General features: G+C 56.8%; 23 protein-coding genes, 4 pseudogenes, 1 riboswitch and 1 other annotated feature. Of the genes and pseudogenes, 7 read left to right on the plus strand and 20 right to left on the minus strand.

Annotated features, from left to right (window positions below; all coding sequences use genetic code 11):
* Positions 1–31: 31 nt before the first annotated feature.
* The 6 genes and pseudogenes from NSQ51_RS12970 to pepV all read right to left on the minus strand — a co-directional run bounded on the left by NSQ51_RS12970 (position 32) and on the right by pepV (position 6,648).
* Complete coding sequence (locus NSQ51_RS12970; RefSeq protein ID WP_033009796.1) at positions 32–817, minus strand: phosphotransferase family protein; 786 nt, start codon at positions 815–817, stop codon at positions 32–34.
* Positions 818–952: 135 nt separating this feature from the next.
* A pseudogene (gene pulA / locus NSQ51_RS12975) lies at positions 953–2,356 on the minus strand (type I pullulanase); the annotation flags it as partial.
* 105 nt (positions 2,357–2,461) lie between these two features.
* Complete coding sequence (locus NSQ51_RS12980; protein WP_064213520.1) at positions 2,462–3,397, minus strand: hypothetical protein; 936 nt, start codon at positions 3,395–3,397, stop codon at positions 2,462–2,464.
* Positions 3,398–3,401: 4 nt separating this feature from the next.
* Positions 3,402–3,980, minus strand: a complete 579-nt coding sequence (gene thpR / locus NSQ51_RS12985) for an RNA 2',3'-cyclic phosphodiesterase (RefSeq protein WP_049625019.1) — start codon at positions 3,978–3,980, stop codon at positions 3,402–3,404.
* A complete protein-coding gene (gene malA, locus NSQ51_RS12990) occupies positions 3,977–5,161 on the minus strand; it encodes a maltose permease (protein ID WP_047818891.1) in 1,185 nt (394 codons plus the stop codon). The genes thpR and malA overlap by 4 nt, the downstream gene beginning before the upstream one ends.
* A 71-nt stretch (positions 5,162–5,232) precedes the next feature.
* Positions 5,233–6,648, minus strand: a complete 1,416-nt coding sequence (pepV, locus tag NSQ51_RS12995) for a dipeptidase PepV (protein WP_080985673.1) — start codon at positions 6,646–6,648, stop codon at positions 5,233–5,235.
* A gap of 251 nt (positions 6,649–6,899) precedes the next feature.
* Between pepV and NSQ51_RS13000 the strand changes: the two genes are divergently transcribed.
* The gene (locus NSQ51_RS13000; protein ID WP_033014532.1) at positions 6,900–7,121 is read left to right on the plus strand and encodes a DeoR family transcriptional regulator; all 222 of its coding nucleotides are present in this window, start codon (positions 6,900–6,902) and stop codon (positions 7,119–7,121) included.
* Between the two features lie 95 nt (positions 7,122–7,216).
* On the opposite strand, the gene NSQ51_RS13005 is transcribed toward NSQ51_RS13000, so the two are convergent.
* Positions 7,217–7,963 carry a pseudouridine synthase gene (locus NSQ51_RS13005; RefSeq protein WP_033009804.1) on the minus strand — a complete coding sequence of 249 codons (747 nt, stop codon included), beginning with the start codon at positions 7,961–7,963 and terminating at the stop codon, positions 7,217–7,219.
* 104 nt (positions 7,964–8,067) lie between these two features.
* Between NSQ51_RS13005 and NSQ51_RS13010 the strand changes: the two genes are divergently transcribed.
* On the plus strand, positions 8,068–8,280 hold the full coding sequence (locus tag NSQ51_RS13010) for a hypothetical protein (RefSeq protein ID WP_033006856.1): 213 nt from the start codon (positions 8,068–8,070) through the stop codon (positions 8,278–8,280).
* Between the two features lie 201 nt (positions 8,281–8,481).
* Here NSQ51_RS13010 and NSQ51_RS13015 read toward each other — a convergent pair whose 3' ends face one another.
* On the minus strand, positions 8,482–10,107 hold the full coding sequence (locus NSQ51_RS13015; RefSeq protein WP_049625021.1) for a polysaccharide biosynthesis protein: 1,626 nt from the start codon (positions 10,105–10,107) through the stop codon (positions 8,482–8,484).
* A gap of 112 nt (positions 10,108–10,219) precedes the next feature.
* On the opposite strand from NSQ51_RS13015, the gene NSQ51_RS13020 reads away from it, so the two are divergent.
* The gene (locus NSQ51_RS13020) at positions 10,220–11,530 is read left to right on the plus strand and encodes an NAD(P)/FAD-dependent oxidoreductase (protein ID WP_049625022.1); all 1,311 of its coding nucleotides are present in this window, start codon (positions 10,220–10,222) and stop codon (positions 11,528–11,530) included.
* Positions 11,531–11,723: 193 nt separating this feature from the next.
* Here NSQ51_RS13020 and NSQ51_RS13025 read toward each other — a convergent pair whose 3' ends face one another.
* From NSQ51_RS13025 to NSQ51_RS13055, 7 genes and pseudogenes are all read right to left on the minus strand, one after another.
* Entirely contained in the window at positions 11,724–11,903 is a 180-nt protein-coding gene (locus NSQ51_RS13025) for a sporulation protein Cse60 (RefSeq protein ID WP_008880941.1), read from the minus strand.
* Positions 11,904–12,018: 115 nt separating this feature from the next.
* Positions 12,019–12,306, minus strand: a pseudogene (locus tag NSQ51_RS13030) (peptidase M4 family protein); the annotation flags it as partial.
* A gap of 251 nt (positions 12,307–12,557) precedes the next feature.
* Complete coding sequence (locus NSQ51_RS13035) at positions 12,558–12,872, minus strand: rhodanese-like domain-containing protein (protein ID WP_013144427.1); 315 nt, start codon at positions 12,870–12,872, stop codon at positions 12,558–12,560.
* A gap of 57 nt (positions 12,873–12,929) precedes the next feature.
* On the minus strand, positions 12,930–15,347 hold the full coding sequence (leuS, locus tag NSQ51_RS13040) for a leucine--tRNA ligase (RefSeq protein ID WP_049625024.1): 2,418 nt from the start codon (positions 15,345–15,347) through the stop codon (positions 12,930–12,932).
* 74 nt (positions 15,348–15,421) lie between these two features.
* Positions 15,422–15,646, minus strand: a binding site (T-box leader).
* Positions 15,647–15,707: 61 nt separating this feature from the next.
* Positions 15,708–16,907: an MFS transporter gene (locus NSQ51_RS13045; RefSeq protein WP_033014548.1), complete on the minus strand. Its 1,200-nt coding sequence runs from the start codon at positions 16,905–16,907 to the stop codon at positions 15,708–15,710.
* Positions 16,908–17,022: 115 nt separating this feature from the next.
* Positions 17,023–17,187: a hypothetical protein gene (locus NSQ51_RS13050; protein WP_033009817.1), complete on the minus strand. Its 165-nt coding sequence runs from the start codon at positions 17,185–17,187 to the stop codon at positions 17,023–17,025.
* Between the two features lie 132 nt (positions 17,188–17,319).
* A complete protein-coding gene (locus tag NSQ51_RS13055) occupies positions 17,320–17,583 on the minus strand; it encodes a YtzC family protein (protein WP_033009819.1) in 264 nt (87 codons plus the stop codon).
* A gap of 121 nt (positions 17,584–17,704) precedes the next feature.
* On the opposite strand from NSQ51_RS13055, the pseudogene NSQ51_RS13060 reads away from it, so the two are divergent.
* Positions 17,705–17,929, plus strand: a pseudogene (locus tag NSQ51_RS13060) (hypothetical protein); the annotation flags it as partial.
* Between the two features lie 110 nt (positions 17,930–18,039).
* A complete protein-coding gene (locus tag NSQ51_RS13065) occupies positions 18,040–18,627 on the plus strand; it encodes a class I SAM-dependent methyltransferase (protein WP_049625025.1) in 588 nt (195 codons plus the stop codon).
* 57 nt (positions 18,628–18,684) lie between these two features.
* Here the strand turns inward: NSQ51_RS13065 and NSQ51_RS13070 are convergent, their stop codons facing one another.
* Positions 18,685–19,794, minus strand: a complete 1,110-nt coding sequence (locus NSQ51_RS13070; protein ID WP_080706504.1) for a tetraprenyl-beta-curcumene synthase family protein — start codon at positions 19,792–19,794, stop codon at positions 18,685–18,687.
* A gap of 338 nt (positions 19,795–20,132) precedes the next feature.
* On the opposite strand from NSQ51_RS13070, the gene NSQ51_RS13075 reads away from it, so the two are divergent.
* Positions 20,133–20,681, plus strand: a complete 549-nt coding sequence (locus NSQ51_RS13075; RefSeq protein ID WP_011232320.1) for a gamma carbonic anhydrase family protein — start codon at positions 20,133–20,135, stop codon at positions 20,679–20,681.
* A gap of 22 nt (positions 20,682–20,703) precedes the next feature.
* Here NSQ51_RS13075 and metK read toward each other — a convergent pair whose 3' ends face one another.
* Positions 20,704–21,915, minus strand: coding sequence for a methionine adenosyltransferase (gene metK, locus NSQ51_RS13080; RefSeq protein ID WP_033014553.1), 1,212 nt, complete (start codon positions 21,913–21,915; stop codon positions 20,704–20,706).
* 129 nt (positions 21,916–22,044) lie between these two features.
* A riboswitch (SAM riboswitch) is annotated at positions 22,045–22,159 on the minus strand.
* A 218-nt stretch (positions 22,160–22,377) separates the two neighbouring features.
* Here metK and pckA point away from each other — a divergent pair.
* Positions 22,378–23,964: a phosphoenolpyruvate carboxykinase (ATP) gene (gene pckA / locus NSQ51_RS13085; protein ID WP_049625026.1), complete on the plus strand. Its 1,587-nt coding sequence runs from the start codon at positions 22,378–22,380 to the stop codon at positions 23,962–23,964.
* 124 nt (positions 23,965–24,088) lie between these two features.
* Here pckA and NSQ51_RS13090 read toward each other — a convergent pair whose 3' ends face one another.
* From NSQ51_RS13090 to NSQ51_RS13100, 3 genes and pseudogenes are all read right to left on the minus strand, one after another.
* Entirely contained in the window at positions 24,089–24,991 is a 903-nt protein-coding gene (locus NSQ51_RS13090) for an Rpn family recombination-promoting nuclease/putative transposase (RefSeq protein ID WP_049625027.1), read from the minus strand.
* Positions 24,992–25,271: 280 nt separating this feature from the next.
* Positions 25,272–25,514 (minus strand): DUF2584 domain-containing protein, encoded by a 243-nt coding sequence (locus NSQ51_RS13095; RefSeq protein WP_011232325.1) that lies wholly within the window; start codon positions 25,512–25,514, stop codon positions 25,272–25,274.
* Positions 25,515–25,606: 92 nt separating this feature from the next.
* Positions 25,607–25,963: pseudogene (locus NSQ51_RS13100) on the minus strand (prolyl oligopeptidase family serine peptidase); the annotation flags it as partial.
* Between the last annotated feature and the right edge of the window lie 70 nt (positions 25,964–26,033).

The following is a 26,033-nucleotide window of genomic DNA, read 5'->3' on the forward strand; positions in this document are numbered from 1 at the left end:
GCCACGCTTTGCGCTGCCGCTTCGGTGCACGTCAAAGCGGGTCGGACAACACACGGTGCAAAAACTGGAGCGACCGCTCCTTTTCTTTTTTCCAGTCCTTTCCCTTCGGCCAAAACAGCGAGTAAAGCGTATGGGCGATCGTATACCACTTCAGGCGGAGGCCAAGCTCCTCCGTCCACGCCAACCCATACTCGCGCAGCCACGCTTCCCATTCGGCGCGTGGAATGTATAGATGAAGCAGTGTGCCGATGTCAATGGCCGGATCCGCAATGACCGCCCCATCCCAATCGATCAAGTACAACGTGCCGTCATCGGCAAGCAGCCAATTGTTATGATTGATGTCACAGTGGCAAACGACATATTGATCAGCCGGCAGGAGCGGGACGCGCAGCTCAAGCCAGCCGAGCGCTTCGGAAACGGCCGCCGAACCGAGCGGATGGCGCCTCTGCTGCTCAGCGAGCGCAGCGAACATCGCCTTAGGGTGCAGCGGCGTTTTGCCAAGCCGCTGAAGCATCGTCACGAGTTCTTTCGAGCCGTGAATTTTCTTCAGCAGCGCCGCCACCTGCCCGCTCTTCATTTCATGCGGCTTCAGTTCCCGCCCGTTCAACCATTGCTGAGCCGTAAACACATCGCCGTTTTCCAGCCGTTTCGTCCATACGAGCTTCGGGACGATGCCCTCGGCAGACAGCACGGCAAGAAACGGGGAAGAATTCCGTTTCAAAAACAGCTTCTTCCCCTCATATTCCGCAAAATACGCATCCCCTGTTGCACCGCCAGCCGGAGTGATCGCCCACTCCTTACCTAGTAACTGTTCCAAAGCATGTTCACCTGCGACTTAAAGTACAAATAAAAAGGACGGCCATCCCGCATCCTGCTTCCGTCCATGTTACTTGTATTATACTGAAATACAACCCCGGCATGCAAACATTTTTCTTGCCAAACAAACCTCCTAGAAATAGGCAAGGCGCGGCAGCCGCTTGGCGTTCGCCATCGTCGCTTTTTGCTCCGGAGCGAGCGGCGTCGGCAAGTCCCAGCCTTCCCCATAGACGAGAATGGACGGGTCGATCGCATCGAGCGCGTCGCGCACCGACTTCATCGTTTCGATATCATGCACGCCCATCAAATCAAAACGAAACCCGTTTATGCCGTACTCTTTCGCCCAAAACACCACTGAATCGACAATCCAGCGGCGCGCCATCCGCCGCTCGGAGGCGATATCGTTGCCGACGCCGGTGCCGTTGGCCGGCCGGCCGTAGGCGTCATAGCGGAAGTAATAGCCGGGAACAAGCTTCTCAAGCGGCGACTGCTCCCGGTCGTACACATGGTTGTACACCGCGTCCATCACGACGCGCAAGCCGTTCTCCTGCAGCGCGCGGATCGCCTGCTTCAGCTCGACAATGCGCGCGTATGGGTCATGCGGATCGGTGGCATAGCTTCCTTCCGGCGCATATAGATGAAGTGGATTGTATCCCCAGTTGTAGGCCGCTTGTGGATCGCGCTCATCGACCCCGGCGAAATCGGCAAACGGCATGAGCTGGACATGGGTGACGCCCAGCTCCTTCAAATAGGAAAGCCCGGTGACGGTCCCGTTCGGCCCGCGCGTATGTTCCTCCGTCAATCCGAGGTATTTTCCTTTCCAGACGGCGCCGCTGTCAGGATGGCTCGTAAAATCACGGATGCTCAGCTCGTAAATGACGGCATCGGTCGGCGACGGGCATGGCGGAAGCGGCGGAGCAGGTTTGGCCAGCTTCGTTTTTTCCCAATCTACGATCACGCCATACTCTCCGTTGACCGAGACAGCGGTCGCATACGGGTCAACCGCCTCGCGCCAGACGCGGTTGATGCAGGCGACATACATATAGCGCGCCCGCTCCCAGTCCCCGGATACGGCCGCCGACCAGACGCCGCGCTCCCCGCGCACAAGCGGCACATAGCGGACATCGCCATGGTCTGGATGGACGAGCTTGACGCTCACGGCAGTGGCCGTCGGCGCCCAAACGCGGAAGATCGTCTGCTCTTTCGCATACTCCACGCCAAGCTTTCCGTCGTAAAAAAACTGGTCATCAAACGCTGCCGTCCGCACCACCGCCCCGATTTGCACATCGGAATCCTCCCCGGAGCGGGCGCGAATCCAATGCGTCTCTCCAAATTGAAACGGCACCGAAAACCAGCACACATATTTGACCGCATCGCCCAAGTCCTCCTTTTGTTGCACCACAAGCGGGATGTCTTCTCCGCTTGGCGCCGTCATCACAAACGGCTCCATGTTGTCGAGGCAGCGCGCTTTCGGCACGATCACTGTTATTTGATCGATCTCGTCCAAATAGGCGGCAAACGTTCGGCTGATGTGAAGCATCGCGGTTCACCCCCTTTTTTTGCCTCCCGTTAGTACTATCATACGCAAAAGAAAAAGGGCGGTGCCAAAAAAACGGCCGGTCGCCCCATCGATGCACACATGATTCTATTGTTGCCACTCATCAACGCCGCTATTCCCGTCATAACGGCGGCTCGAAAAGCTGATGCAATGCCTGAGCAGTGCTTCAGCCGCCTTCAGCTGCCCGTGCCGAAGCGGCAGAGCCGAGCCGCGCAGGCGGGAAAACCATGATTCATAGTTTCGCTTATCGATATAGCGGACAAATGGAAAGAGATGGCCACTGTCAATGTAGCCATAGCGGTTGACAACCGCCAGATGGATCGGCCACTCCACACCGTGCCGGCGGAAAATGTCCGAAACGATTCCTTCCGTCCGCCGCAGCGAGATAACCGGGTTGACCCGCTTCACTGTGTCCGCTCCGGCGCGTTCCACCCAAAACCGGCCGGTGGAGGCGATGACGACGTTGTCCGGCTCCCCTTCGACAAACGCGAGACACCAAGCGGCCGCCGGCGTCAACAAAATCGTCTCAAGCTCGACGGCCGCCTTGCCGGCTGCCGCGACTGGCCGGTAAAAACATAAATAGGTGTCCGGAAACCGCTGCAAAAAATATTTCAACCTTTCATCGCCGTACCATGCTTCATCCACAAAAGAGATGTGCGTCATCGTTGAACTCGCCCATCTCAGCTGGAGCTCAAACAAATCGTCAAGAAACTGCCGCTTCAGCTCATCGAGGGTGGCCGCCCGGCTCAAAGACGGGGCGGGCGGCCGTTCTTCGTCCATCTCCGGCTCCGGGCCGCGGCGCCAGCGGCCGATGAGCCGCTCCCACCATGACGGCTTGTCAAGCAAAAAGTCCCACGTTTCTTCCGGTTCCCGCCGCGCGCCATCGGCGTCCCGCTCCGCCTCCCAACGCGCTTTCGCCTGCTCCCATTGCCATTGTTTCAGCCGGATAAACTCCGGCACATAATGATACACATCCGTTTCATAGCGGGAAATATAATCCCGCAGCTTCAAAAGCTGCCCCATGCCTTCACCCGCTCCGGCCGTCCGGCGCGCCAAGCAACGGGAACGCGGCGATCGTCTCGTATTTCGGCGTTTTCTCCATATTCGTCCGGTACAGCACGATTTCCGGCACCGAAAACACCGTCGAAGCGGCTGGAAGCGAACGGAGCGCCTCCAGCTGAAACGGCGCCTCGCCCTGCCATTTGCGGGCGATCGTAATATGCGGGGCAAACGGCCGCCGGTCGAGGGAAAAGCCGAGCGCAAGGCACGCTTCATACACATCGCGTCGCAGCTCGTTCAACGCAGCCTCCTCTTTCACCCCTTGCCAAAAAATGCGCGGCGCCGTCCGCTCCCCGAACGTCCCCAGTCCGGCAAGCGCGAGGGAAAACGGGGCGCTTTTGGCGGCGACGGCGGCCATCGCTTCGCACAGCGGCGCCATTTTCCCCGGCGGCACATCGCCTAAAAACGCGAGGGTGATATGATAATCCTCTTCATGCACCCATGTGCGAAACGGCAGCGATGACGACGCATCCCCCGAAAATCGGGCAATGGCTTGTTTCGCTTCAGACGTCAGCGGAACAGCGATAAAATAATGGCTTCGTTTCACTTCTCTTCACCTGCCGTTCGTTCTCGTTTTGCGAGCAAAAGGAGCACGAGCACACCCACGATCGTGCAGATGCTAAAAAACAAGTAGACAGCGCCGATCTGCCAACGCTCAAGCAAATATCCGCCCACCAACGTGCAAAACCACGCGCCAAGGCCGTTGCCGACCGCTGAGTATAACGCCACCGCCGTCGCCTGCACCCGCTCCGGCGCCAGGCGGCGCGCATATTGCAGCGCCGTCGGGATCGCCAGACCGACCGAACAGCCTTGCACGACCGTCGTCATATACACAAACCAAAGCGGCGGGTCGGCCGCATACGCCAGCCAGCGAGCCGCCGAGATGAGCGCCGCCAATAGAAGAAGCCGCACCATGCCGAAACGGCCGATGAGCCGATCCGCCGCTTTCATAAACGGCGCCTCGCTGCCGGCGGCAAACAAAAAAGCAAGGCCAATGCCGGTCAACGTCCCGCCCAGCTCATGAATGAGCAACCCGAAATACGAATTGTTGGCCAAAATCGGGCCAAACAATAAAAACGTCGCCACAAGCAGCAGCCGAAACGGGCGGGACGCCAGCAGCCCGCGCACGTCCTGCCGCGTCAGCGCCCCCGGCGCCCCCATCGGATAGCGCGGCAGGCGGGTGGCCAAAGCCGCCGCGGTGAGCAGCGCCAACGAAAAGGCGTAAAAAATGACCGCAAAGGCGATATGATCAGACAACCAGCCGACGGCCAGCACCGCCATCGCAAACCCAAGCGACCCCCACAGCCGGATCGCCCCGTAGTTTCCTCCCTGTTCGTGCACATGGCGAAGGGCGAGGCTGTCGGAAAGCGGAACGATGGCGCTTTGCATCGCTGACAGCAGCACGGTGAGCACAACAAACAGCCGATAGCTGCCGGCGAGCGCATACATGACCCCAAACAGCGCCGCCAGCACGAGCGCTGCCAGCAAAAGGCCGACCGGTTTGCGCGTGTAATCGGCCGCCGTGCCCCAAAGCGGCTGGGCCGCCATCGTCACGATCGGAGGAAGCGACATGATCCAGCCGATCGCCGCCCCCGAAAGGCGCGCCTCTTCCTGCAAATAGACGGACAAAAGCGGAAACAACGCACCAAAAGCAAAAAAGATGAGAAAGTAAAAGAGCGGAAACACCGTTTTTCGCGCTGCCGCCCCCCGTTTGAACGCCGCTTCCATCCCGTCCCCCCCCCTTTCGTTAAAACAACGCCCGCCCCGCTCTCTTTTTCGCCGGAGCGGCGGACCACCGTTTATTTCGCCAGCTCGTAGATCGCCTGCGCGTAAATGGCGGTCGCTTTCACCAAATCGTCGATTTCGATATACTCATCTTTCTGGTGGGCGACATCCGGACGGCCTGGAAACAACGCGCCAAACGCCACCCCGGCGGTCAAGGCGCGGGCGTATGTGCCGCCGCCGATGGCCAAAAGCCGGGCCGGCTCGCCCGTCTGCTCTTCGTAGACGCGCTGAAGCGTGCGGACAAGCTCGTGGCTCGGATCGATATAATGAGGCTTCGTATCGCTGAAACGGCTGAGCGCGAATCCATGTTCAGCCGCAGCGCCGGCGAGCGTCCGGCGGATCGCGTCGCCGTCGGCCGTCACCGGATAGCGGATGTTCAGCCCAATCGTTCCGCCATGCCGCCGGTCATACGACAGCACCCCGACGTTGACGGTCAATTCGCCGCTTTGTTCGTCCCGATACGCAAGGCCGAGCCGCCGGCCGCTGGCATCGCCGAAAAAGGCGGAGGTCACAAACTGAACGAACGGCCGGCTTCGGCCATCGAGCGGAAGCGACGCCAAAAACTGCGCCAAATAGACGCCGGCGTTTTTGCCGCGCTCCGGCTCGGCGCCATGAGCGGACACCCCTTCCAATTGAAAGACGACGGCCCCTTCGCTTTGCCTCATGCTCCCCTTTACGCCGCGCTCTCGGCAAAACTGTTCATAGAGGCCAAGCAGCTCCTCCGTCCGTCCCGCTCCTTCCACCACCGCTTCGGCCGCATCCGGCACCATATTGTAGCGGCGCCCGGCTTGGAATGAGGCAAGCGCGAGCCCTTCCGCCTCCGCCGATTCAGGCGGTCGGTACGACAAATCGGCGTCAATGATTCCTTTTTCGGCATGAATGATCGGAAAATCAGCATCCGGCGCAAACCCGACATCCGGCATTTCTTCCCGCTGAAAATAATGAGCGACGCAACGCCAATCGCTTTCCTCGTCGCCGCCGAGGATAAGCCGCACCCGCTTGCGGAGCGGCAAGCCGAGTTCTTTGACGATTTTCAAGGCGTAAAACGCCGCGACGGTCGGCCCTTTGTCATCGATCGCCCCGCGCCCGTAAAGGCGGCCATCCTTGACCTCAGCAGCAAACGGATCAACGGACCAGCCGTCCCCTGCCGGCACGACGTCCAGATGGCCGAGCACGCCGATGAGCTTCTCCCCTTCTCCCATTTCGATATGACCAGCATAGCCGTCGACGTTTTTAATGCGAAATCCTTCTTCTTGACCGCGAGTTAACATGTAATCGAGCGCCTCCGCCACCTTCGGGCCAAACGGCGCCCCCGGTTTCGCCCCGCCGTCATCGCGGACGCTCGGAATGCGGACAAGCGCTTGCACGTCGCGGACAAGATCGTCTTTTCGTTTCTTCGCTTCGTTCATCCAGTCGATGTTCAACGCCATTCTTCCTTTCCTTATTCAACACCCTTTTGTTGCCAACGTATCATATCAAAAACAGGAAGTCAAAATGTTTCATTCGTTGCAAATCGATTTCCGTTTCATGACAAAATGTTGAAATTTTTCGTGAATAGAGGCAACCGGGTAGCATTTTCCCCCTCATTTCGTGTACAATGGTAGTAAACAGACAAAGACATCTCTCATCTGCTAGCAGTCGGTTGTGCCATGCGAATGATGCTAAGATAGGGAGTGGTCTTTTGAAACCTTCAACACATCGGATGCTTACCCGCATCAAATCCGTGTATATGTACATTAGCGAAAAAGGAACGGTTACGACCCAAGAGCTTGTTGATGAGTTCGGCACCACCCCACGAACGATCCAGCGCGACTTAAACGTGCTTATGTACAACGATCTCGTTCTCAGCCCAAGCAAGGGCAAATGGACGACCACAAACAAAAAAGTGCGCATCTCTTCGTAAACCCGGTGCCAATAGGGTAGGCAAGATGGGAGATGAACGCGAACCATTTTTCCACAGATGAATATCCACTATTTTTCCATAAAAAAGGAACCGCGTTAGGTTCCTTTTTTTTCGTCCGTCTCTGGCCGGTATTGCTTCAACATGTCCACCTCTTCGTCCGTCAATTCCCGATACTCACCGACCGCCAAATCCGGATCAAGCGGCAGCGGCCCCATTTGAATTCGTTTTAAATAGACGACCCGCTTGCCGACCGCTTGAAACATCCGCTTCACTTGATGGAACTTCCCTTCGGTGATCGTCACCTCGACATCGGAACGAAGGCCGGATTTCAACACAACGAGCTTGGCCGGTTTTGTTTCATAGCCGTCATCAAGGACGACGCCGCGCTGAAACGCCGCGACATCCGCTTCCGTCACTTCCCCGTCCACGACGGCAAAATACGTTTTCGGCACGTGTTTTTTCGGCGACAACAGCTGATGGGCGAGCTGGCCGTCATTCGTCAAGAGCAGCAGCCCTTCCGTATCTTTGTCAAGCCGCCCGACCGGAAACGGGGAAAACGCCCGGTCTTCTTCTTCAAGCAAATCGACGACCGTCTCTTCCACGGCATCTTCCGTCGCGGAAACGACCCCCGAAGGCTTATTCATCATCAAGTAAATGAATGGCTTGTACTCGACCGTTTCTCCCCAAACGGTCACGATTTGCTCATCCGGCCGCACTTTCGTTTTCGCATCACGAACCGGCGCGCCGTCCACTTTCACCGCTCCGGACTTGAGCAGCTTTTTCACTTCCTTCCTCGTCCCATACCCCATATGGGCGAGCAGCTTGTCAATGCGCAGCTCCACAAATCTCCCTCCTAAAAAAATGGCCTTCATTAGGCGTTCATCTAGTCCGTTTCCGCCTTCCCCCCATACACTGTGAAGGAAACATCAAGAAGGGGGATTTACCGATGAATGAATATTACTATTATGTCCCAACGTTGGATGATTACCGTCAACAGCCGCCAGCCAGCCAATTTTGGCCCGGATACCCAGGCGGGCCATTCGCCAACTGGGCGCGGCGCATCGAACGGCTTGAGCGGGCCGTCGAACGGCTCGACCGCCGGCTCGACCGGGTGGAAAGCCGCCTCGATCGCGTCGAACGCCGGCTCGGCCTGTCGTAAGCGAAATGGAGAAAGAAGGCGGGGACGACCGCCTTCTTCTTTTTTTGCTGCAAGCCGAACGGCATGGGGGAGGGCGAAAAACAGCCGTCGTCGAACCCTTTCGCTCGGGCGCCGCGATGTTCGCAAGAAGCGCCGTCCGCCAGGCTCCCGGCCTAAACGAGCCGCTTCTAGGAAACGGCCGATCCCCCCATACACCCTCGTCTACGATACCGCCTTTTTCTCTTTCCGGCGCCAAAACGCAAACCGGTCGCCAAACAGCGCCGAAAACAACCCGAAGCGGATGCTGAGAAACAAGTAGACGGCCGCCCCGACCGCTGCGCCGATGGAAACAGCGCCCACCGATTCAGCGGTGCCGGCGCGGTAATCGATCCATCGGGACGCCAGCGCCTCGACCCCCATAACCGCCGCTGACATCGCCGCCGTCAGGATGGCCATAAACGCCGTCCGGCGGGCGACAAACCGATAGCGGTAGCGCGTGCGGCGCTGAATGACCCATAAGTTGAACGCCACCGAGACGAAATAGCCCGCCATCGTGGCCACAATGGCCCCGACGGCCGACCATTTCATAATGAGCGGCGTGTTGAGCAAAAGCTTCACAAGCAAGCCGGCTGTCAAACTGACGACCGTAAACCGCTGCTCGTTGATGCCTTGCATGATCGCCGCCGTCACAGAAAACAAAGCGTACAAAATCGCCGCCGGCGCATACCAGCGCAACACTTGTTCACCAAGCGGATCATAGCTGTAAAACGAGCTGTACACCGGCCCTGCCAGCACCGCCATGCCAATCACCGCCGGGAGCGTTAAAAACATGAGCACTTGAAACGTCTGGTTCAAATATTGCCGCAGCGCTTTCCAATCTTGCGCGACATACGCTTTCGTAATCGTCGGGATGAGCGCCAAGCTGAACGAGGTCGCGAGCGTCACGGGGATGACGACGAGCTTTTGCGCCCACATGTTGAACACGGAATACGCGTGCTCCGCGATGCTCCCGCGGCCCGCCGCCGCCATCGCGTGATTGAACGTAAACTGATCGACGAGCTGGTACAGCGACATCGACAAGCCGACAAAAACAAACGGAATCGAAGAAAGAAGCAGCTCTTTATACATCGCCAAAAGCGACACGTCCGCTTCGCCGCGGTCACGCGCAAGCAGCGACTGCAAATACGGACGCCGCTTCCACCAATAGACAAGCAACACCAAAAGCCCCGCCGCCGCCCCGACAAACGCGGCAAACGTCGCCGCGCTCACAGCGGAGACGATCGAGCCGTCCATCAGGCGCAAAATGACGTAGCACGCCCCAAGCAAAAACGCGATGCGCGCGATTTGTTCGACGACTTGCGACAGCGCCGTCGGGCCCATCGACTCATGTCCTTGGAAAAATCCGCGGATCAAGCTCATCACCGGCACGATGAGGAGCGCAAAGCTGACCGCGCGGATGACGGCCGTGACGTCGTCGACCGAGTTGACGTTCGTTTTCGCATCGATGACGTGCGGCGCCAAGATGGGCGCCAGGGCGTACAAAATGAGCCATGAGGCGATGCCGCTTGCGATCATCAAGACAAGGCCGGAGCGAAAGAGCCGATAACCGACGCCGTATTCCCCAAGCGCGTTGTATTTCGACACAAACTTTGACACCGCCACCGGCAGCCCGCCGGTCGCCAAGCTCAAAAAAATTTGGTACGGCACATAGCCGTATCCGTACAGCGCCCCGCCGCGCTCGCCGACAAGATGGTAAAACGGGATGACGTAAAATAAACCAAGAAGGCGAGAAATCATCACGCCAGCCGTTAAAATAAACGTGCCGCGCAGCAGTTTCGATGTTGACATATGACCCCTTCCCTAGCCATGGACGTTGAAAATGATAACGTATCTATTTTACCATAGTTGTCAATGGAACGAAAAATATCGGCCACGCGCAGAAAGAAAGGGTGGAATGAACATGGGATACGACGTCATCATCATCGGCGGCGGTCCGTCCGGGCTCATGGCGGCCATCGGCGCCGGCGAAGAAGGGGCGAAGGTGCTCTTGTTGGAAAAAGGAACGAAGCTCGGGCGCAAGCTCGCCATCTCCGGCGGCGGACGCTGCAACGTGACGAATCGGCTGCCGGTGGATGAAATGGTCCGCCATATTCCCGGCAACGGCCGCTTTTTATACAGCGCCTTTTCCGTATTTAACAATGAAGACATCATCCGCTTTTTTGAGCGGCTCGGCGTGCCGCTCAAGGAGGAAGACCACGGCCGCATGTTTCCCAAAAGCGACAGCGCCCAGTCGGTCGTCGACGCGCTTGTTCGCGAATTGTCGCGCCTTGGCGTCGATGTTCGACTTGAATCGCCAGTGGCGGACGTGTTGTATGAACAAGGAAAAACAGTCGGTGTTACGCTGAAAAGCGGGGAGACGATCCACGCCCGTGCGGTTGTCGTCGCCGTCGGCGGCAAATCGGTGCCGCAAACCGGCTCAACAGGCGACGGCTATCCGTGGGCGGAAAAAGCGGGTCACACGGTGACCGAACTGTTTCCAACCGAAGTTCCGATCGTCTCGCATGAGCCGTTCATCCGAGAGCGGACGCTGCAAGGCTTGTCGCTGCGCGACGTCGCGTTAAGCGTCTTAAAGCCGAATGGCAAACCGATCATCACCCACCGGATGGATATGCTGTTTACGCACTTCGGCATTTCCGGCCCAGCTGCTCTCCGCTGCAGCCAGTTTGTCGTTAAGGCGTTGAAAAAAGCGGCGGACGGCGCGGTCAAAATGAGTATCGACGCGCTTCCGGACGTGACGCAGGAAGAGCTGTTTCAACAGTTCGCCAAGCTGTGCAAAGAGGAGCCGAAAAAGGCGATGAAAACGATCGCCAAAACGGTGCTTCCCGAGCGGTACGCCGTCTTTTTGCTCGAGCGGGCCGGCATCGACCCGCACGCCTCTGCCGGCACGGTCGGCCATGAGGCGCTGCGGGCGTTTGTCCGACAGTGCAAACAATTTACCTTTTACGTCCACGGCACGCTGCCGCTTGAGAAAGCATTCGTCACCGGCGGCGGCGTGTCGGTCAAAGAAATTGAGCCGAAAACAATGGCCTCCAAATGCATGGCCGGCCTTTACTTTTGTGGGGAAATTTTGGACATTCACGGCTACACGGGCGGCTACAACATCACCGCCGCCCTTGTCACCGGGCGGCTCGCCGGCGTGAACGCCGCCCGCTATGCATTGGCGGAAAAAAACGGGGCGATCGGCTCCGCGGGGCAGACGGCAACGAATTGACCGCCATCCTCATGCCCCTCGGGTGCTCCGGGGCTTTCGCTGACATTCCGACAACGCCCGTCTTCAAGGCGGGCGATCGCAAAATTTCGCCGCCTGAAATGGAAATGCCGAAACGAAAAAAGCGTCGCCCGCTTTGGGGGGGATCAGCACGAAAACGGCCAAAGAATCCCGCAGTCTGGAGCCGTGTGAAGTGTCAAGTCCGGTAAATGACCATGGCGGAAAAACAGTAGATTTGCTCGCCTTCCGATTCCATCGCCGCCACGCTGTACTTGACATCGATCAACTGTCCGTCTTTCAATCGGGCTAAAAAATCATTGACCGCCGCTTCCAAATCTTTTTCATGCTCTTTATCAAACACTTTCACTTTGTACATCGCCATTCCCCCGTTTTCTTTTTCCTTTTCCACGCATTTAGGGAAAATCCTGCCCACAAAAGGCGTCACGCGCCCCCGAACAGCGGGACGCGTGACGTCAGAAACTTCATTCGTCTTAATACACTCCAACCGCATTGAACGCCTGTTTCACCGAGTTGACTTCTTGGCTTGTCGACCCGTACAAATCAGCGGCCGCTTGCACGCAGGCGGCGCGCAGCTGGCTGAAGTTCGACGTCGGCGTCAAATAGTAGACAAGCGCCCGGTAGAAAATTTTCCCCATTTTGTCGCGGCCGATGCCGGTGACGCTCACGCCGTAATGGACGCCGCCTTGGCTGAGCAAGTACGCCGCTTTATTGATGATGCCGCTGTTTGTATGGACGCCGCCGTTGTCTTGCGTGCCGGTTTATTTTACTGAAAATTATAACGTTTTTTGTCTGCTTCCATCGCCCTTCGGCACTAAAAAACAAAACAGGCGCCCCAAACGATTGGGACACCTGTCGAACAAAACGTGCAGGCCGCCTTCGGCTGCCGGCTGCATGTCGGCCGAAACTGTGATGTCTCATTAACATGGAAACCTTCTTCACGAAAGCCCGCATCGCCATTCGCACGGACGCCCGGCCGCGGTCAGGCGGAAACGGCAGGCGCGACGAGGCATCATCGTTTCGGCACCGTTTCCCCTTCCCACTCAAGCATGCCGCCTGTCATGTTGCGGACGCGATAGCCAAGCTCTTGCAAGTAGCGGCAGACGTTTTCGCTCCGCCGTCCGGAGCGGCAGACGAAAATATATTCTTCATTGCGGTCGAATTCCTCAAGCCGATCGGGGATGTCGCCCATTTTGATATGCTTGGCGCCCGGAATCATGCCGAGGGCGACTTCCTCGTCTTCGCGCACATCGACAATGTTCAGCTTTTCACCGCGTTCGAGTTTTTCTTTCACTTCAGCCGGCGTGATTTCCTTGATCTCTTCCATGGCAGATCGACCCCTTTCGTTGGTGGATCAGGAGCGGGCCGAAGCCCGCCCTCATCATCAGTTGGCGACGATATTGACGAGCTTGCCCGGGACGGCGATCACTTTGCGCACCGTTTTGCCCTCGAGCTGCTCTTTAATTTTTTCGTCGGCCAGCGCCCGCTCCTCGAGCGCTTCTTTTGGCAAGTCGGCTGGCACGTGCAGGCGCGACCGCACTTTGCCGTTGATTTGCACGACGATTTCGACGACGTCGTCGACGAGCTTCGTTTCATCATACGCCGGCCACGGTTCGTAGGCGATCGTGTCCGTATGGCCGAGCTTTTGCCACAACTCTTCGCCGATGTGCGGACAAACCGGTGACAAGAGCTTGACGAAGCCTTCCATGTATTCTTTTTTCATTTGCTCCGCTTTGTACGCTTCGTTGATAAACACCATCAGCTGCGAAATGGCAGTGTTAAAGCGCAAGCCTTCATAGTCTTCCGTCACTTTTTTCACCGTTTGATGATAGACGCGCTCGAGCGTATCGTTCGCCGGTTCGTCGACAATGTTCGGGTTCAGTTCGCCATTCTCGGTGACAAAGAGTCTCCAGACGCGGTCGAGGAAGCGCCGCGCCCCATCAAGCCCTTTCGTCGACCAGGCGATCGACGCTTCAAGCGGCCCCATGAACATTTCATACAGCCGCAGCGTGTCGGCGCCATGGCTTTCGACGATATCGTCCGGGTTGACGACGTTACCTTTGGATTTGCTCATTTTTTCGTTGTTTTCGCCCAAAATCATCCCTTGGTTGAACAGCTTTTGGAACGGCTCTTTCGTCGGCACGACGCCAAGGTCATAGAGAAACTTATGCCAGAAGCGGGCGTACAGCAAATGCAAGACCGCGTGCTCCGCCCCGCCGATGTAGACGTCGACCGGCAGCCATTTTTTCAATTTCTCCGGATCGGCGAGCTGCTTGTCGTTGTGGGGGTCGATGTAGCGCAAGTAATACCAGCAGCTGCCCGCCCATTGCGGCATCGTGTTCGTTTCGCGCCGCCCTTTTTTCCCGGTTTTCGGGTCGACAACATTGACCCATTCTTCGATGTTGGCCAGCGGCGACTCGCCCGTTCCCGACGGACGGATTTCATCCGTTTTCGGCAACACAAGCGGCAATTCCTCTTCCGGCACCGGCGTCATCGTGCCGTCTTCCCAATGGATGATCGGAATCGGCTCGCCCCAGTAGCGCTGGCGGCTGAACAGCCAGTCGCGCAGCCGGTACGACACTTTTTTCCGCCCTTTGCCATGCTCCTCAAGCCAGGCGATCATTTTGTCGATCGCTTCCTGCTTGTTCAAGCCGTTTAAAAACTCGGAGTTGATATGCTCACCATCTCCGGTGTACGCTTCCTTTTCGATATTCCCGCCGGCAACGACTTCTTTGATCGGCAAGTGGAATGTTTTCGCGAATTCATAGTCGCGCTCATCGTGCGCCGGCACGGCCATGATCGCTCCGGTGCCGTAGCTCATCAAGACGTAGTCGGCGATCCAAATCGGAAGCCGATCGCCGGTGACCGGGTGAATGGCGTACGCGCCGGTGAACACACCCGTTTTTTCTTTCGCCAAATCGGTGCGCTCAAGGTCGCTTTTGCTTTGAATTTCCTTTAAGTAGGCGTCAACGGCTGGCTTTTGCTCCGGCGTTGTGATTTTTTCCACGAGCGGATGCTCCGGCGCCAAGACGGTGTACGTCGCGCCAAACAGCGTATCGGGCCGCGTCGTGAAGACGGTGAACGTTTCGTCATGGCCGTCGACGGCGAACTCGATTTCCGCTCCCTCCGAACGGCCAATCCAGTTGCGCTGCATTTCCTTAATGCTTTCCGGCCAGTCGAGCTCTTCTAAGTCTTCGAGCAGCCGGTCGGCGTAGGCGGTGATTTTCAACACCCATTGCCGCATCGGCTTGCGAATGACCGGATGTCCGCCGCGCTCGCTCCGGCCGTTGATCACCTCTTCGTTCGCCAGCACGGTGCCGAGCGCCGGGCACCAGTTGACCGGCATTTCATCCATGTAGGCGAGCCCTTTTTCATACAGCTTCAAGAAAATCCATTGCGTCCATTTGTAATAATTCGGGTCGGTCGTGTTGATTTCACGGTCCCAGTCGTATGAGAACCCGAGCGATTTGATCTGCCGGCGGAAGTTGTCGATGTTTTTTTGCGTAAACTCCGCCGGGTCGTTGCCGGTGTCAAGCGCATATTGCTCGGCCGGCAGCCCAAATGCGTCCCAGCCCATCGGGTGAAGGACGTTGTACCCTTGCATCCGCTTCATGCGCGCCAAAATGTCGGTTGCCGTATACCCTTCCGGATGGCCGACGTGCAAGCCGGCGCCGGACGGATACGGGAACATGTCAAGCACATAAAACTTCGGCTTGTCGTCATCATCGGGCGTGCGGAACGTTTTGTTTTTCTCCCAATAGTCCTGCCATTTTTGTTCAATTTCGCGGTGGTTGAAGCTCATCGCAGCACTCCTCCTATCCAGTTTTACTTGCATCATAGACGAAAATATGTACAAAAAAACCCCTCATCCCGAACAAAAGGGACGAGAGGAACACTTCCCGCGGTACCACCCTTTTTTGGCGCGCCTATGGCGCACCCGCTTTGTTCCTTAACGCAGATTCACGGCCGGCGTTATCGGCCGCAGCCGTTCACGCCGGCAACTCCGAGGCGAGTTCGCGGATTGACTTCGGTTGACTCGCACCGACCGTCAACTCTCTGCCGTCCATCAAGCCCGCTACTATTCCTCTTCACCGTTGTTCGCTTTATGATGACAAATTTATTATTATTGTAAAAAATTTGTCGATCGATTGCAAGCGAAAAACTAGACGGTCACAGCCGTTTTTTCCCCCGCCTCTTCCGCCCGCTTCGGCAGCCCCCGGTCATACACGAGCGCCGCGCCGACGGCCAGCAGAGCGAAGGCGACAAGCAATCCGATGAGCGGTTTCATTCCGAACGCATCGGCGACCCACCCGCCGAGGACCGGCCCGATCATCCGTCCAGCCGTGGCCGTGCCGTTGACGATCCCTTGGTAAAACCCGGCTCTCCCCAGCGGCGCCAGCTCGTTCACCACCGCCGGAATCGCCGGCCAGACGATCATTTCGGCGATCGTGAGCACAACCATCGACGTCGCAAATTGCAAAAGTGAATCCGCGCCAAACAATATCGCAAACGAGACGGTGAAAACGGCGAACCCGATGGCGATCTGCCGCTTCATCCCCGGCATAAAGCGGCGGACCAACGGCGCCAACAGCGGCTGGCCGAGCACGATCAAGGCGCCGTTGATCGTCCAAAGCAAGCTGTAGTGATGAACCGGAATGGAAAGCTCGCGCGTATAGGCGGCGATCGTCGTCGACCATTGGACGTAACTCATCCAGCATAATCCATAGCCGGCGCAAAGAAGGACAAGGGCGCGGATGTGCGCCCGGGGCGCCCCGTCCCCCGTTCGGCGCTTCCGCTCTTTTCTCCGCAGCGGCGGAAGCGGCATGCGCCGCAGCCCAATGACGACCGTCGCCAAAAAAGCGGCATACAGCCAAACGTTCGCCCAAAACACGAGCGCAAACGAATGCGAGGCGACAACGCCGCCAAGCGCCGAGCCGGCGGCGACGCCGATGTTTTGCGCCACATACAAGGCGTTGAATGCCCGCCGTCCCCCTTCCGGCCAAACCGCCCCGACATACGCCGACGCCGCCGGAAAGACGACGCCGTTGCCGATGCCGACAAGCGCCAGCCAGACGGCATAATGCGGCCAACCATGCCAGACGCCCAAACCGACAAGCGCCGCCATCGTCAGGCACGCTCCGGACACGAGCGTGCGAAACCCGCCGATCCGGTCAAACAACATGCCGCCGAGCAAGCTGCCAATGACGCTGCCGCCGGAGTTGAGCATCAGCACCGCTCCCGCTACGACGAGCGGCTGGCCGAGCTGTTCATGCAAATAAATGGTATTTAGCGGCCATAAAAACGACGCTCCTGTGACATTGAGCGCCATGCCGACAAGCAGCCACCAAAGAGCACGGGGCATCGGTCATCATCCTTTTCGTCTGCTATTTCGACTCCCAAACTAATTGTATGTGGGAAAGCGAAAAAAAGCAATCAAAAAAAGAGGGCGGCATGGCGCCCTCACAGACAGCGGCGCGTCACCCGTTCCGCTGCTTGGAGCGGGCCGGCTGGCCACCTGTTTGTTCATACTGTTTTTTCGCCAGTTTCACCGGATCAAAGTCTTGGCCGAGTTCCAAATCGTTATTGTTGTGACCGTTGCGCGTTTTTTGCTCCGGGTTCGTTTGTTTCAGACGTCGCTTCATTCCTTGTTCCTCCTTGTGTTCGCCATCAAGCAGACAGCCGCCCTGCGGTTGCTTTCCGTTTCACCGGTCAGGCAACATCCGCTTGTTATGCACCAGGACCTTCGATAGCGGCCATCGTGCAAAGCTCTTGTTTCATCGGTCAAGCAAAATCATCTCGTTTTGCAGCTGCTCAAGCTGAAGCCGCATCCGATGCAGCTGTTCCCGCTGCTGGGCGTTGCAACTTCGCGCCAAGTGAGCCAAATCGTTGACTGTCTGCTCAAGCATTTGCTGGGCGTTTGTGTATTCCGTGATGTTGTAGTGCTCTTGCTTTTGCGCTTCCGTATATTGTTCTTTCGCAAAGCGGATGACGTCTTCGCACCGCTGCAAAAATTCTTCCACCGATTGTCTTGTCGCCATGCGCTCACCTCTTTTCATGATGTTCCCTCATCTTTACTATGCGCCGACGCTTTCATCTGTATCACGTCAATGATTGGCAACAGTCGCTTTTTGCCGCCATCCGTGGTACAATGCAAGGATGATGCCATTTCAGCACAAGGAGAGAACGGCCGTGACAAACGCAATCCCATTTCCATATGCCGCCGACGGAAAACGGTATCACACATGGAACTGCCATTTGCGGCAAACGTTCGGCCAAAACGTGTTCAAAGTCGCCCTTGACGGCAGGTTTGACTGCCCGAACCGCGACGGAACGGTGACGTATGGCGACTGCACGTTTTGCAGCGCCGCCAGATCGGGCGATTTTGGCCCGATGTGGAGCGTCAACAAATGGGAAGGGCTAAACGCCATTGACGCTGAACTCAAGCGGCGGGACAGCTTTCAAGGAAAGCGGCGCGAACAGGGGGTGGCAAACGCATGGCCATCATGAATATTTTGCCGTTTGCCCGCTTTTTGCTTGATCAAGCAGTCAACGAAGGCGACATCGCCGTCGATGCGACAGTTGGCAACGGCCATGACACCGTCTTTTTAGCCGAGCTCGTCGGGGAGCGCGGGCATGTGTTTGGTTTTGATATTCAAGCCGAAGCGATCGCGGCGGCCAGAGCCCGCCTCGCCGAACACGGGCTGGACGGGCGGGTGACGCTGTTTCAGACAAGCCATAGCCTGCTGCTCGAAACGCTCCCCGACTCCGTTCACGGACGCATCGCCGGCGCCGTGTTCAACCTCGGCTATTTGCCGGGCGGCAATAAGCAAATCGCCACCCAGCCGGAATCGACGATTCAAGCGGTCGAGCAGCTTCTTTCCATCCTAAAGCCGGGCGGCATCATCGTTCTTGTCGTCTACCACGGCCATCCGGAGGGAAAGCGCGAACGCGACGCGCTCCTTGATTACGTCCGCTTTCTTGATCAACGGCGCGTCCATGCCTTGAAATACGAATTCATCAATCGGCAAAACAACCCGCCGTTTTTGATCGCACTCGAGAATCGGGCGGATGGGAGCGCCTGATTCCGTCCGATCCGCCGACGAACCACTGCTCTCGCCAGTACAAGCAAACGGCTGCCCTTACGAAAAGGACAGCCGTTTTTGTTGCTCCTGCCAAAAGCGGTACGCTTTTCCGTTCCAATAAAAAAACATCGACGCCGCCCCGCCGGCGCGGACGAGCCGGCGCGCCAGCCGGTGCAGACCGCGTTGCTTTTTCACCTTGGCATCCGACAAATACAACCCAAGAAGCCCTCGGTGAATAAGGCGGTGAAACTGGCTGTGCGGAAGGGCGCCGACATGGCGGTCGGCCTCTTCGATGAAATGGCAAAGCCGCTCAAGCATCACCGTTTCATTCGGATAGTAAAAGCAAAAATTCAAATCGCCGCCGGCTCGATCTTCCTCTTGATCGATCAAATAGTCGAGCAAAATGTGCAGCCCTTGAATGTATGGAAAATAACCGTCGCGCACTTGTCTCGCCATCTCCGGCGGCAGCGATTCGCCAAACGCATAGGCGACGAGGCAGAAAATACCGAGCGTCGAACCGGAGCAGGCGGAAAACTCATACCACTCCATCGGCGGCAAGGCGTCTTTGTATTGCGCGAACCATTTCTCCAGCCGCGGCACCCGCTCGCTCGCTTCGACATGTTTATGCACTTGCAAGTCGCAATAATATCCGGCCAATTCATGCAAAAATGGGGCGATCGTCTCATAATGGCGCACCGTCTCGAGCACCTCTTGGCACGTGCGGACAAGCGCCGGCAAATAGCCGCCGTCTTCCTGTTCGCGGCGATGTCGGTAATAGTTCGACGGCTCGGCGCCGATTGTCAACGCGTCCGGCATCGAATCGTGCAAGGCGCGAAAGTCGAGCGGATCGAGCGAGGTGCTGCGGTCGCACAAATTATCCAAATAATCGCTGATCGTCTGGTAAGCCACGATAAAGCGGATGCAATCCTCCATGTTTTCTCCGGCCAAAAGCGCCAAAATGGAGCCGCCTTCGCAATGGAACGTTTTCGACGCGATGCTCGCCAAGGCCTGGCGCCGAAGCTCCGGGTCGGGAATGCGCTCGGCCTGGCGCCGCCAATAGGCAAGCTCGCGGTGGACAAGCGGAAGCACGTCACGATACACCATTTTCATCAAGGCGATGGGGTTTTTCGGAATGTTCAATCGGTTCACCTCAGGTGCAAACACCATGGTCTCGTCTCCTAGCATTTCCATCTTATCGGCAACCAAAATTGTTTCGCGTCTGAACAGCTTGCGATCTCGTCTTCCAGTATTGCCATCAATGCGGCCGGGGCAAATCATAAAAGGGTTGGCGACGGAATGAAAAAGCCGCTCAACAACGGTTCTTCTCACGTTGAGAAGCTTTGTGAAATCGGATCTTCTTCCCCGATCCCAACCACTCATCGGGCGAAACGAAACGTTTTTCACCAATCCCGATTAGGCGCGCTCGCTTTCGTTGGCGATTTGGACGCAGCGTTGTACAATACATGGTGAACGATCGATTTTGCAACAGAAAGGAACGAACGCCCATGATTTACCCATACAAAGGCAAAACGCCGCAAATTGCCGCCTCCGCCTTTATCGCCGACTATGTGACGATCACCGGCGATGTCGTGATCGGCGAAGAGACAAGCATTTGGTTCAATACCGTCATTCGCGGCGATGTGGCACCAACGGTGATTGGCAACCGGGTCAATATTCAAGATAACTCAATTTTGCATCAAAGTCCAAACAATCCGCTTATCATTGAGGACGGGGTGACGGTCGGCCATCAAGTCATTTTGCACAGCGCCATCGTTCGCAAAAACGCGCTCATCGGCATGGGCTCAATCATTTTGGACCGCGCGGAAATCGGGGAAGGCGCGTTTATCGGCGCCGGCAGTTTAGTGCCGCCGGGCAAAAAAATTCCACCCAACACGCTCGCCCTCGGCCGACCGGCGAAAGTCGTCCGCGAACTGACGGAAGACGATATCCGCGAAATGGAGCGCATCCGCCGCGAATATGTCGAGAAAGGGCAGTATTACAAAGCGCTGCAGCAACAGCGGACATCGTGCGCCGACAAAAAAGAGCTACCGTGATCAGGCAGCTCTTTTTCTTTCATCACTTGTCCGCCAGCGCCAGCGCTTGTTCTCTCAGCGTCGTCGCTTTATCAGTGCGCTCCCACGGCAAGTCGATGTCCGTACGCCCAAAATGGCCGTAAGCAGCCGTCTGTTTGTAAATCGGGCGGCGCAGGTCAAGCATTTTGATGATGCCCGCCGGGCGGAGATCGAAGTTGCTGCGCACGACCTCAATCAAAATGTCTTCCGACACTTTGCCGGTGCCGAACGTATCAATGGAAATCGATACCGGACGGGCGACGCCGATCGCGTAGGCGAGCTGCACTTCGCATTTGTCGGCCAGTCCTGCCGCGACGATGTTTTTCGCGACATAGCGGGCCGCATACGCTGCCGAGCGGTCGACTTTCGTCGGATCTTTGCCCGAGAACGCGCCACCGCCGTGGCGGGCGTAGCCGCCGTACGTATCGACGATGATTTTGCGCCCCGTCAACCCAGCATCCCCTTGCGGACCGCCGATGACAAACCGTCCTGTCGGGTTGATGAAATAGTTCGTGTTCTCATCAAGCAGCTCCGCGGGCACGACCGGCTTGATGACCTGCTCTTTAATGTCGCGCTCGATTTGCTCTTGCGTAATTTCCGGATGGTGCTGCGCGGAAACGACGATCGTATCGACGCGCACCGGTTTGCCGTTTTCATCGTATTCGATCGTCACTTGCGTTTTCCCGTCCGGCCGCAAGTACGGCAAGACGTCCGTTTTACGCACTTCCGCCAATCGGCGCGCCAAGCGGTGCGCAAGCGAAATCGGCAGCGGCATCAATTCTTCCGTCTCATTGCAGGCGAACCCAAACATCAATCCTTGGTCGCCGGCGCCGATCGCTTCAATTTCCTCATCAGTCATCTGACCTTCGCGCGCCTCGAGCGCCCGATCCACCCCCATCGCAATGTCCGGCGATTGTTCGTCAATCGACGTCAGCACCGCGCACGTATCAGCGTCAAATCCGTATTTGGCGCGCGTGTAGCCGATCTCCCGGATCGTATCGCGGACGATGCGCGGAATGTCCACGTATGTTGATGTCGTGATTTCCCCGCTCACGAGCACCAGCCCGGTCGTGACGCTCGTTTCGCAGGCGACGCGGGCGTTTGGATCTTTTTCCAAAATCGCATCCAAAATGGCGTCAGAAATTTGGTCGCAAATTTTATCCGGATGTCCTTCCGTCACAGACTCTGAAGTAAACAAGCGGCGTTTGGCTGACATTCGGTTTGTTTCCTCCTCTTGGCATAATGTGGCGACACGGAACTCATTTCCCTTTTTCCCTTCGCAATATAAAAAACCTTTCCTGTAACGGCTGAGGAAAGGTCATGGCAATCGTATTGCTTCCTTTCACTCTTATCGTTCAAGGACTGCGCCTTGCCACAGGTTAGCACCATTTCACACATGTCCAGTTGTGACGGTTGCTGGGCTTCATCGGGCCTGTCCCTCCACCGGCTCGGGATAAGAGTATCCGTTCAATGACTTATCTTATCGCAACGGAATCGGCAAAGTCAACTATCAAAATTCATTTTTTATCATTTCCAGCCGCGAAAATTCTTTCCTCAAGGAAATCGACACATTGGGCAAAATAAAGTTTGAAAAACCCACACAATTAGTATGGACTATTAATAAAAATGTGTTATACTATTTTCAAGAGTGATTACAAAAAGAAGGCGGGTTTTGAATATGGGGATCGCAAACATGACGAATAAGCTTGATTTATTGCTACAAAAACCGTACGTACATCACCAATTGTCCGTCGCCGAGCTCGTCGAGAAAGTCCTGCAACGGAACGAAGGACGGCTGACCCACACCGGAGCCGTCGCGGTGACAACCGGCAAGTACACGGGGCGGTCGCCGAAAGACAAATACATCGTCGAAGAACCGTCCACGAAGCAAACGATCGACTGGGGAACGGTCAACCAGCCGATGTCTCCGGAAACGTTTGAGAAACTGTACGACAAAGTGCTCGATTATTTAATGAAACAAGATGAACTGTTCGTCTTTAAAGGCTTTGCCGGCGCCGATCCGAAATACCGGCTGCCGATTCAAGTCGTCAACGAATTCGCCTGGCACAACTTGTTCGTCCATCAGCTGTTCGTCCGCCCGAGCGCCGAGGAGCTCGCCGCGCACGAGCCGCAATTCACCGTCATTTGCGCGCCGAACTTTAAAGCCGACCCGAAGGTGGACGGGACGCGCTCGGAAGCGTTCATCATCATCTCGTTTGAACGGCGCACCGTGTTGATCGGCGGCACCGAGTATGCCGGCGAAATGAAAAAATCGATTTTCTCGGTCATGAACTATGTGCTGCCGGAACAAGGCATCCTGCCGATGCACTGCTCGGCCAACGTCGGGCAGGAAGGCGATGTCGCCCTCTTTTTCGGCTTGTCGGGAACGGGAAAAACGACGCTCTCGACCGACCCGAACCGCCGCTTGATCGGCGATGACGAACACGGTTGGTCAAGCCGCGGCATTTTCAACATCGAAGGCGGCTGCTATGCGAAATGCATCAACCTATCGCGCGAGAAAGAGCCGCAAATTTTTGACGCCATCGGCTTCGGCGCGGTGCTCGAAAACGTCGTTCTCGATGACGCGACGCGGGTGCCGAATTACGACGACGGCACGCTGACGGAAAACACACGCGCCGCCTACCCGCTTCAGGCGATCCAAAACATCATCGACCCGAGCGTCGCCGGCCATCCGTCCACGATCGTGTTTTTGACAGCCGATGCGTTCGGCGTCCTGCCGCCGATCAGCAAGCTGACGCGCGAACAGGCGATGTACCATTTCTTAAGCGGCTACACAAGCAAGCTCGCCGGCACCGAACGCGGCGTCACCGAACCGGAAGCAACGTTCTCAACGTGCTTCGGCGCACCGTTTTTGCCGCGCCCGGCCGTTGAGTACGCGGAAATGCTCGGGCAAAAAATCGCCGAACACAACGTCCGCGTCTTTTTGGTCAACACCGGCTGGACAGGGGGGCCGTACGGCGTCGGAAGCCGCATGAAGCTCGCCTACACCCGGGCGATGGTGCAAGCCGCCGTCGAAGGGGAGCTCGACAACGTCGAAACGGTGCAAGACCCGATTTTCGGCCTCGCCATCCCGACCCGCGTCCCGGGCGTGCCGGATGACGTCCTGCAGCCGCAAAACACATGGGCCGACAAACAAGCATACGAACAAAAAGCAAAAGAGCTAGCGCAAAAATTCCGCGCCAACTTCCAAAAATTCGCCCACATCGATCCGTCCATCGAAAAACTCGGCGGACCGCTCGTGTAACAAGAACCCAGCCGGACAGGGAGCCGTTCCCTGTCCGGCTGTTTTTTCGAACGCATAAAATGATTGTCGTCGATCCCCCGGGATTTTTGTACGATTGGAGGTCGACGACAATGCGAAGGCGGGTTTACTTCTTCAGCTGTTCAATCTTTTCCGCCGGCAGCCCGGTCAGCTCGTGGATCGTGTCGACATCGTACCCTTTCGCCAACATTTTCTTCGCGATGTCGATTTTCCCTTCCTCAATCCCTTTTTGGCGCCCTTGCTTCATCCCTTGTTTGACTCCTTGTTGAATTCCCTTTTCCATTCCCCGCTGTTCGTACGAGACGATGAGCTCCATCACTTGCTTCGCTTCCTTCGTCTCCATTTGGCTCACCTCGTTTCGCAGTTGGATTTCCTCCGCTTCGGACAACCGCAAATACGTTTCAAAAAACCCAAACAACAGCCGCTGCTTCGCCTCATCGAGCTCAAGGCGGACTAGCATGCGCAAAAACTCCTTTTTCACTTCCACCTTCTCGCTTTCATTATACCCCATTTTGCTTAACAAGGCGGCGGCAACCGGATTGTCACGGCGGATGTACTCGCGCCACGGCAGTTTGCGCAGTTCCACCGTCAGAAAGCGGAAGTCGAGAACGGTCAAAAACGGAAACTGGACGACCAATGAGGAAGGTTCATCGTGGTGTTCATCATAGCTGAAGATGGCGATCGGAAGAATGCGGCGGCGGTATTTTTGAAACAAGCGGCTGAAGTAGAGGAACATTCGCTCGGGGAAGGTCCGCTGTGCGTAGCTTTGGTGTTCGACATGGACGATGATGAGCCCTTCCTCCCCCTTCATCTTCGTTTCGACCAACAAGTCGACGCGATGCTTCTCTCCGGCCGTCACGTCGGTAAACAGTTCTTCTGTGAGGAAAGAAAGGTGGCGAACGTCGATGTGCTCGTACACGTTGGGAAAGAAAAGAAGCAAAAACTCTTCGAAAAACGTCGACAGCAGCTCTTTGAACAACCGGTCGTGATCGATTCGCGGTTTGGCCACGTTTCCCCTCCTTGCGGCATCGAATTCATCGTATGATATTCGCTCTCCGCGGCCAAACTCCTTCTCCTCCCCCCTACTTTTTTTATGGTATGATCAAACGTCGCACAGGAAATCCTCAAGCAAAGGCTATTTTTATGCTTGTCTGAACCGGCCTGACGCCACAAGTTAACTATAGACGGAAAAAACTTGAGCCAAGAGCGCAAACCGTTCTTCCGTTTGCGCTCCTGTCCGATGAACCCGTTCAGCTCTCATTCAGCCGCTTCATGGTGTGCAGCCTCGTTCAATTCGTCGAATACAGGCTGACGAGCTCATACGTCACCGTCGTCCGACTGTCTTCCCATTCGAGCTTTCTCACGACCGCGACGCCGCTCGCTTCGCTTTGCACCGTCCGGCGCACTTCAAGCGGCACGTCAAGCGGATACAAGCGGTAGCCTTCTTTTTTCAACACAAACACATTTCCTTGAACGCGCTGTTCCTTTCCTTTTGTCACAATGACCGTCTGCAGCTCCATCGGCATGCCCATATGATTCCAACCTCCTTGGCACCCCATCGATTCGTTGGCGGCCGCGCCGCCACCCGAGCGGCGCACGCAGCCGCCCCTCTAGTTGTATCGTATCACATCGTCGGCTGTTGTTTCATCCATTCCGTGAGCCTTTGCACCGTCTCGCGATTGGCTTGCGGCGGAAAATAGTGGGTGAACTCAGGGAAGTACCAAGCCGTGACCGGTTTGCCGAGCTGCTTCAGCCGCCGTTCCAGCCGCCAGGCGTGCTCAATCGAGACGTTCTCATCGCGCTCGCCGTGGATGATGAGCACCGGGGCCTTGAGCCGTTCCAGATGATAGAGCGGCGTGCGGTGCCGGTAGCGCTCCGGGCATTTGTTCGGCGTCCCGCCGATGACGCGCTTCATCATCCGCCGCAAGTCAGGCCGCTCCCAATACGTAAGCTCCATATCCGCCACCCCTCCCCAGACCGCGGTATTGTCAAAAGTTTATCCTCCACACTCACGGTTTTCCCTTGAGTTTCAACGGTTGGAAGAAAAAAAG

This window comes from Geobacillus sp. FSL K6-0789 (assembly GCF_038593135.1).
Taxonomy (GTDB): domain Bacteria; phylum Bacillota; class Bacilli; order Bacillales; family Anoxybacillaceae; genus Geobacillus; species Geobacillus stearothermophilus.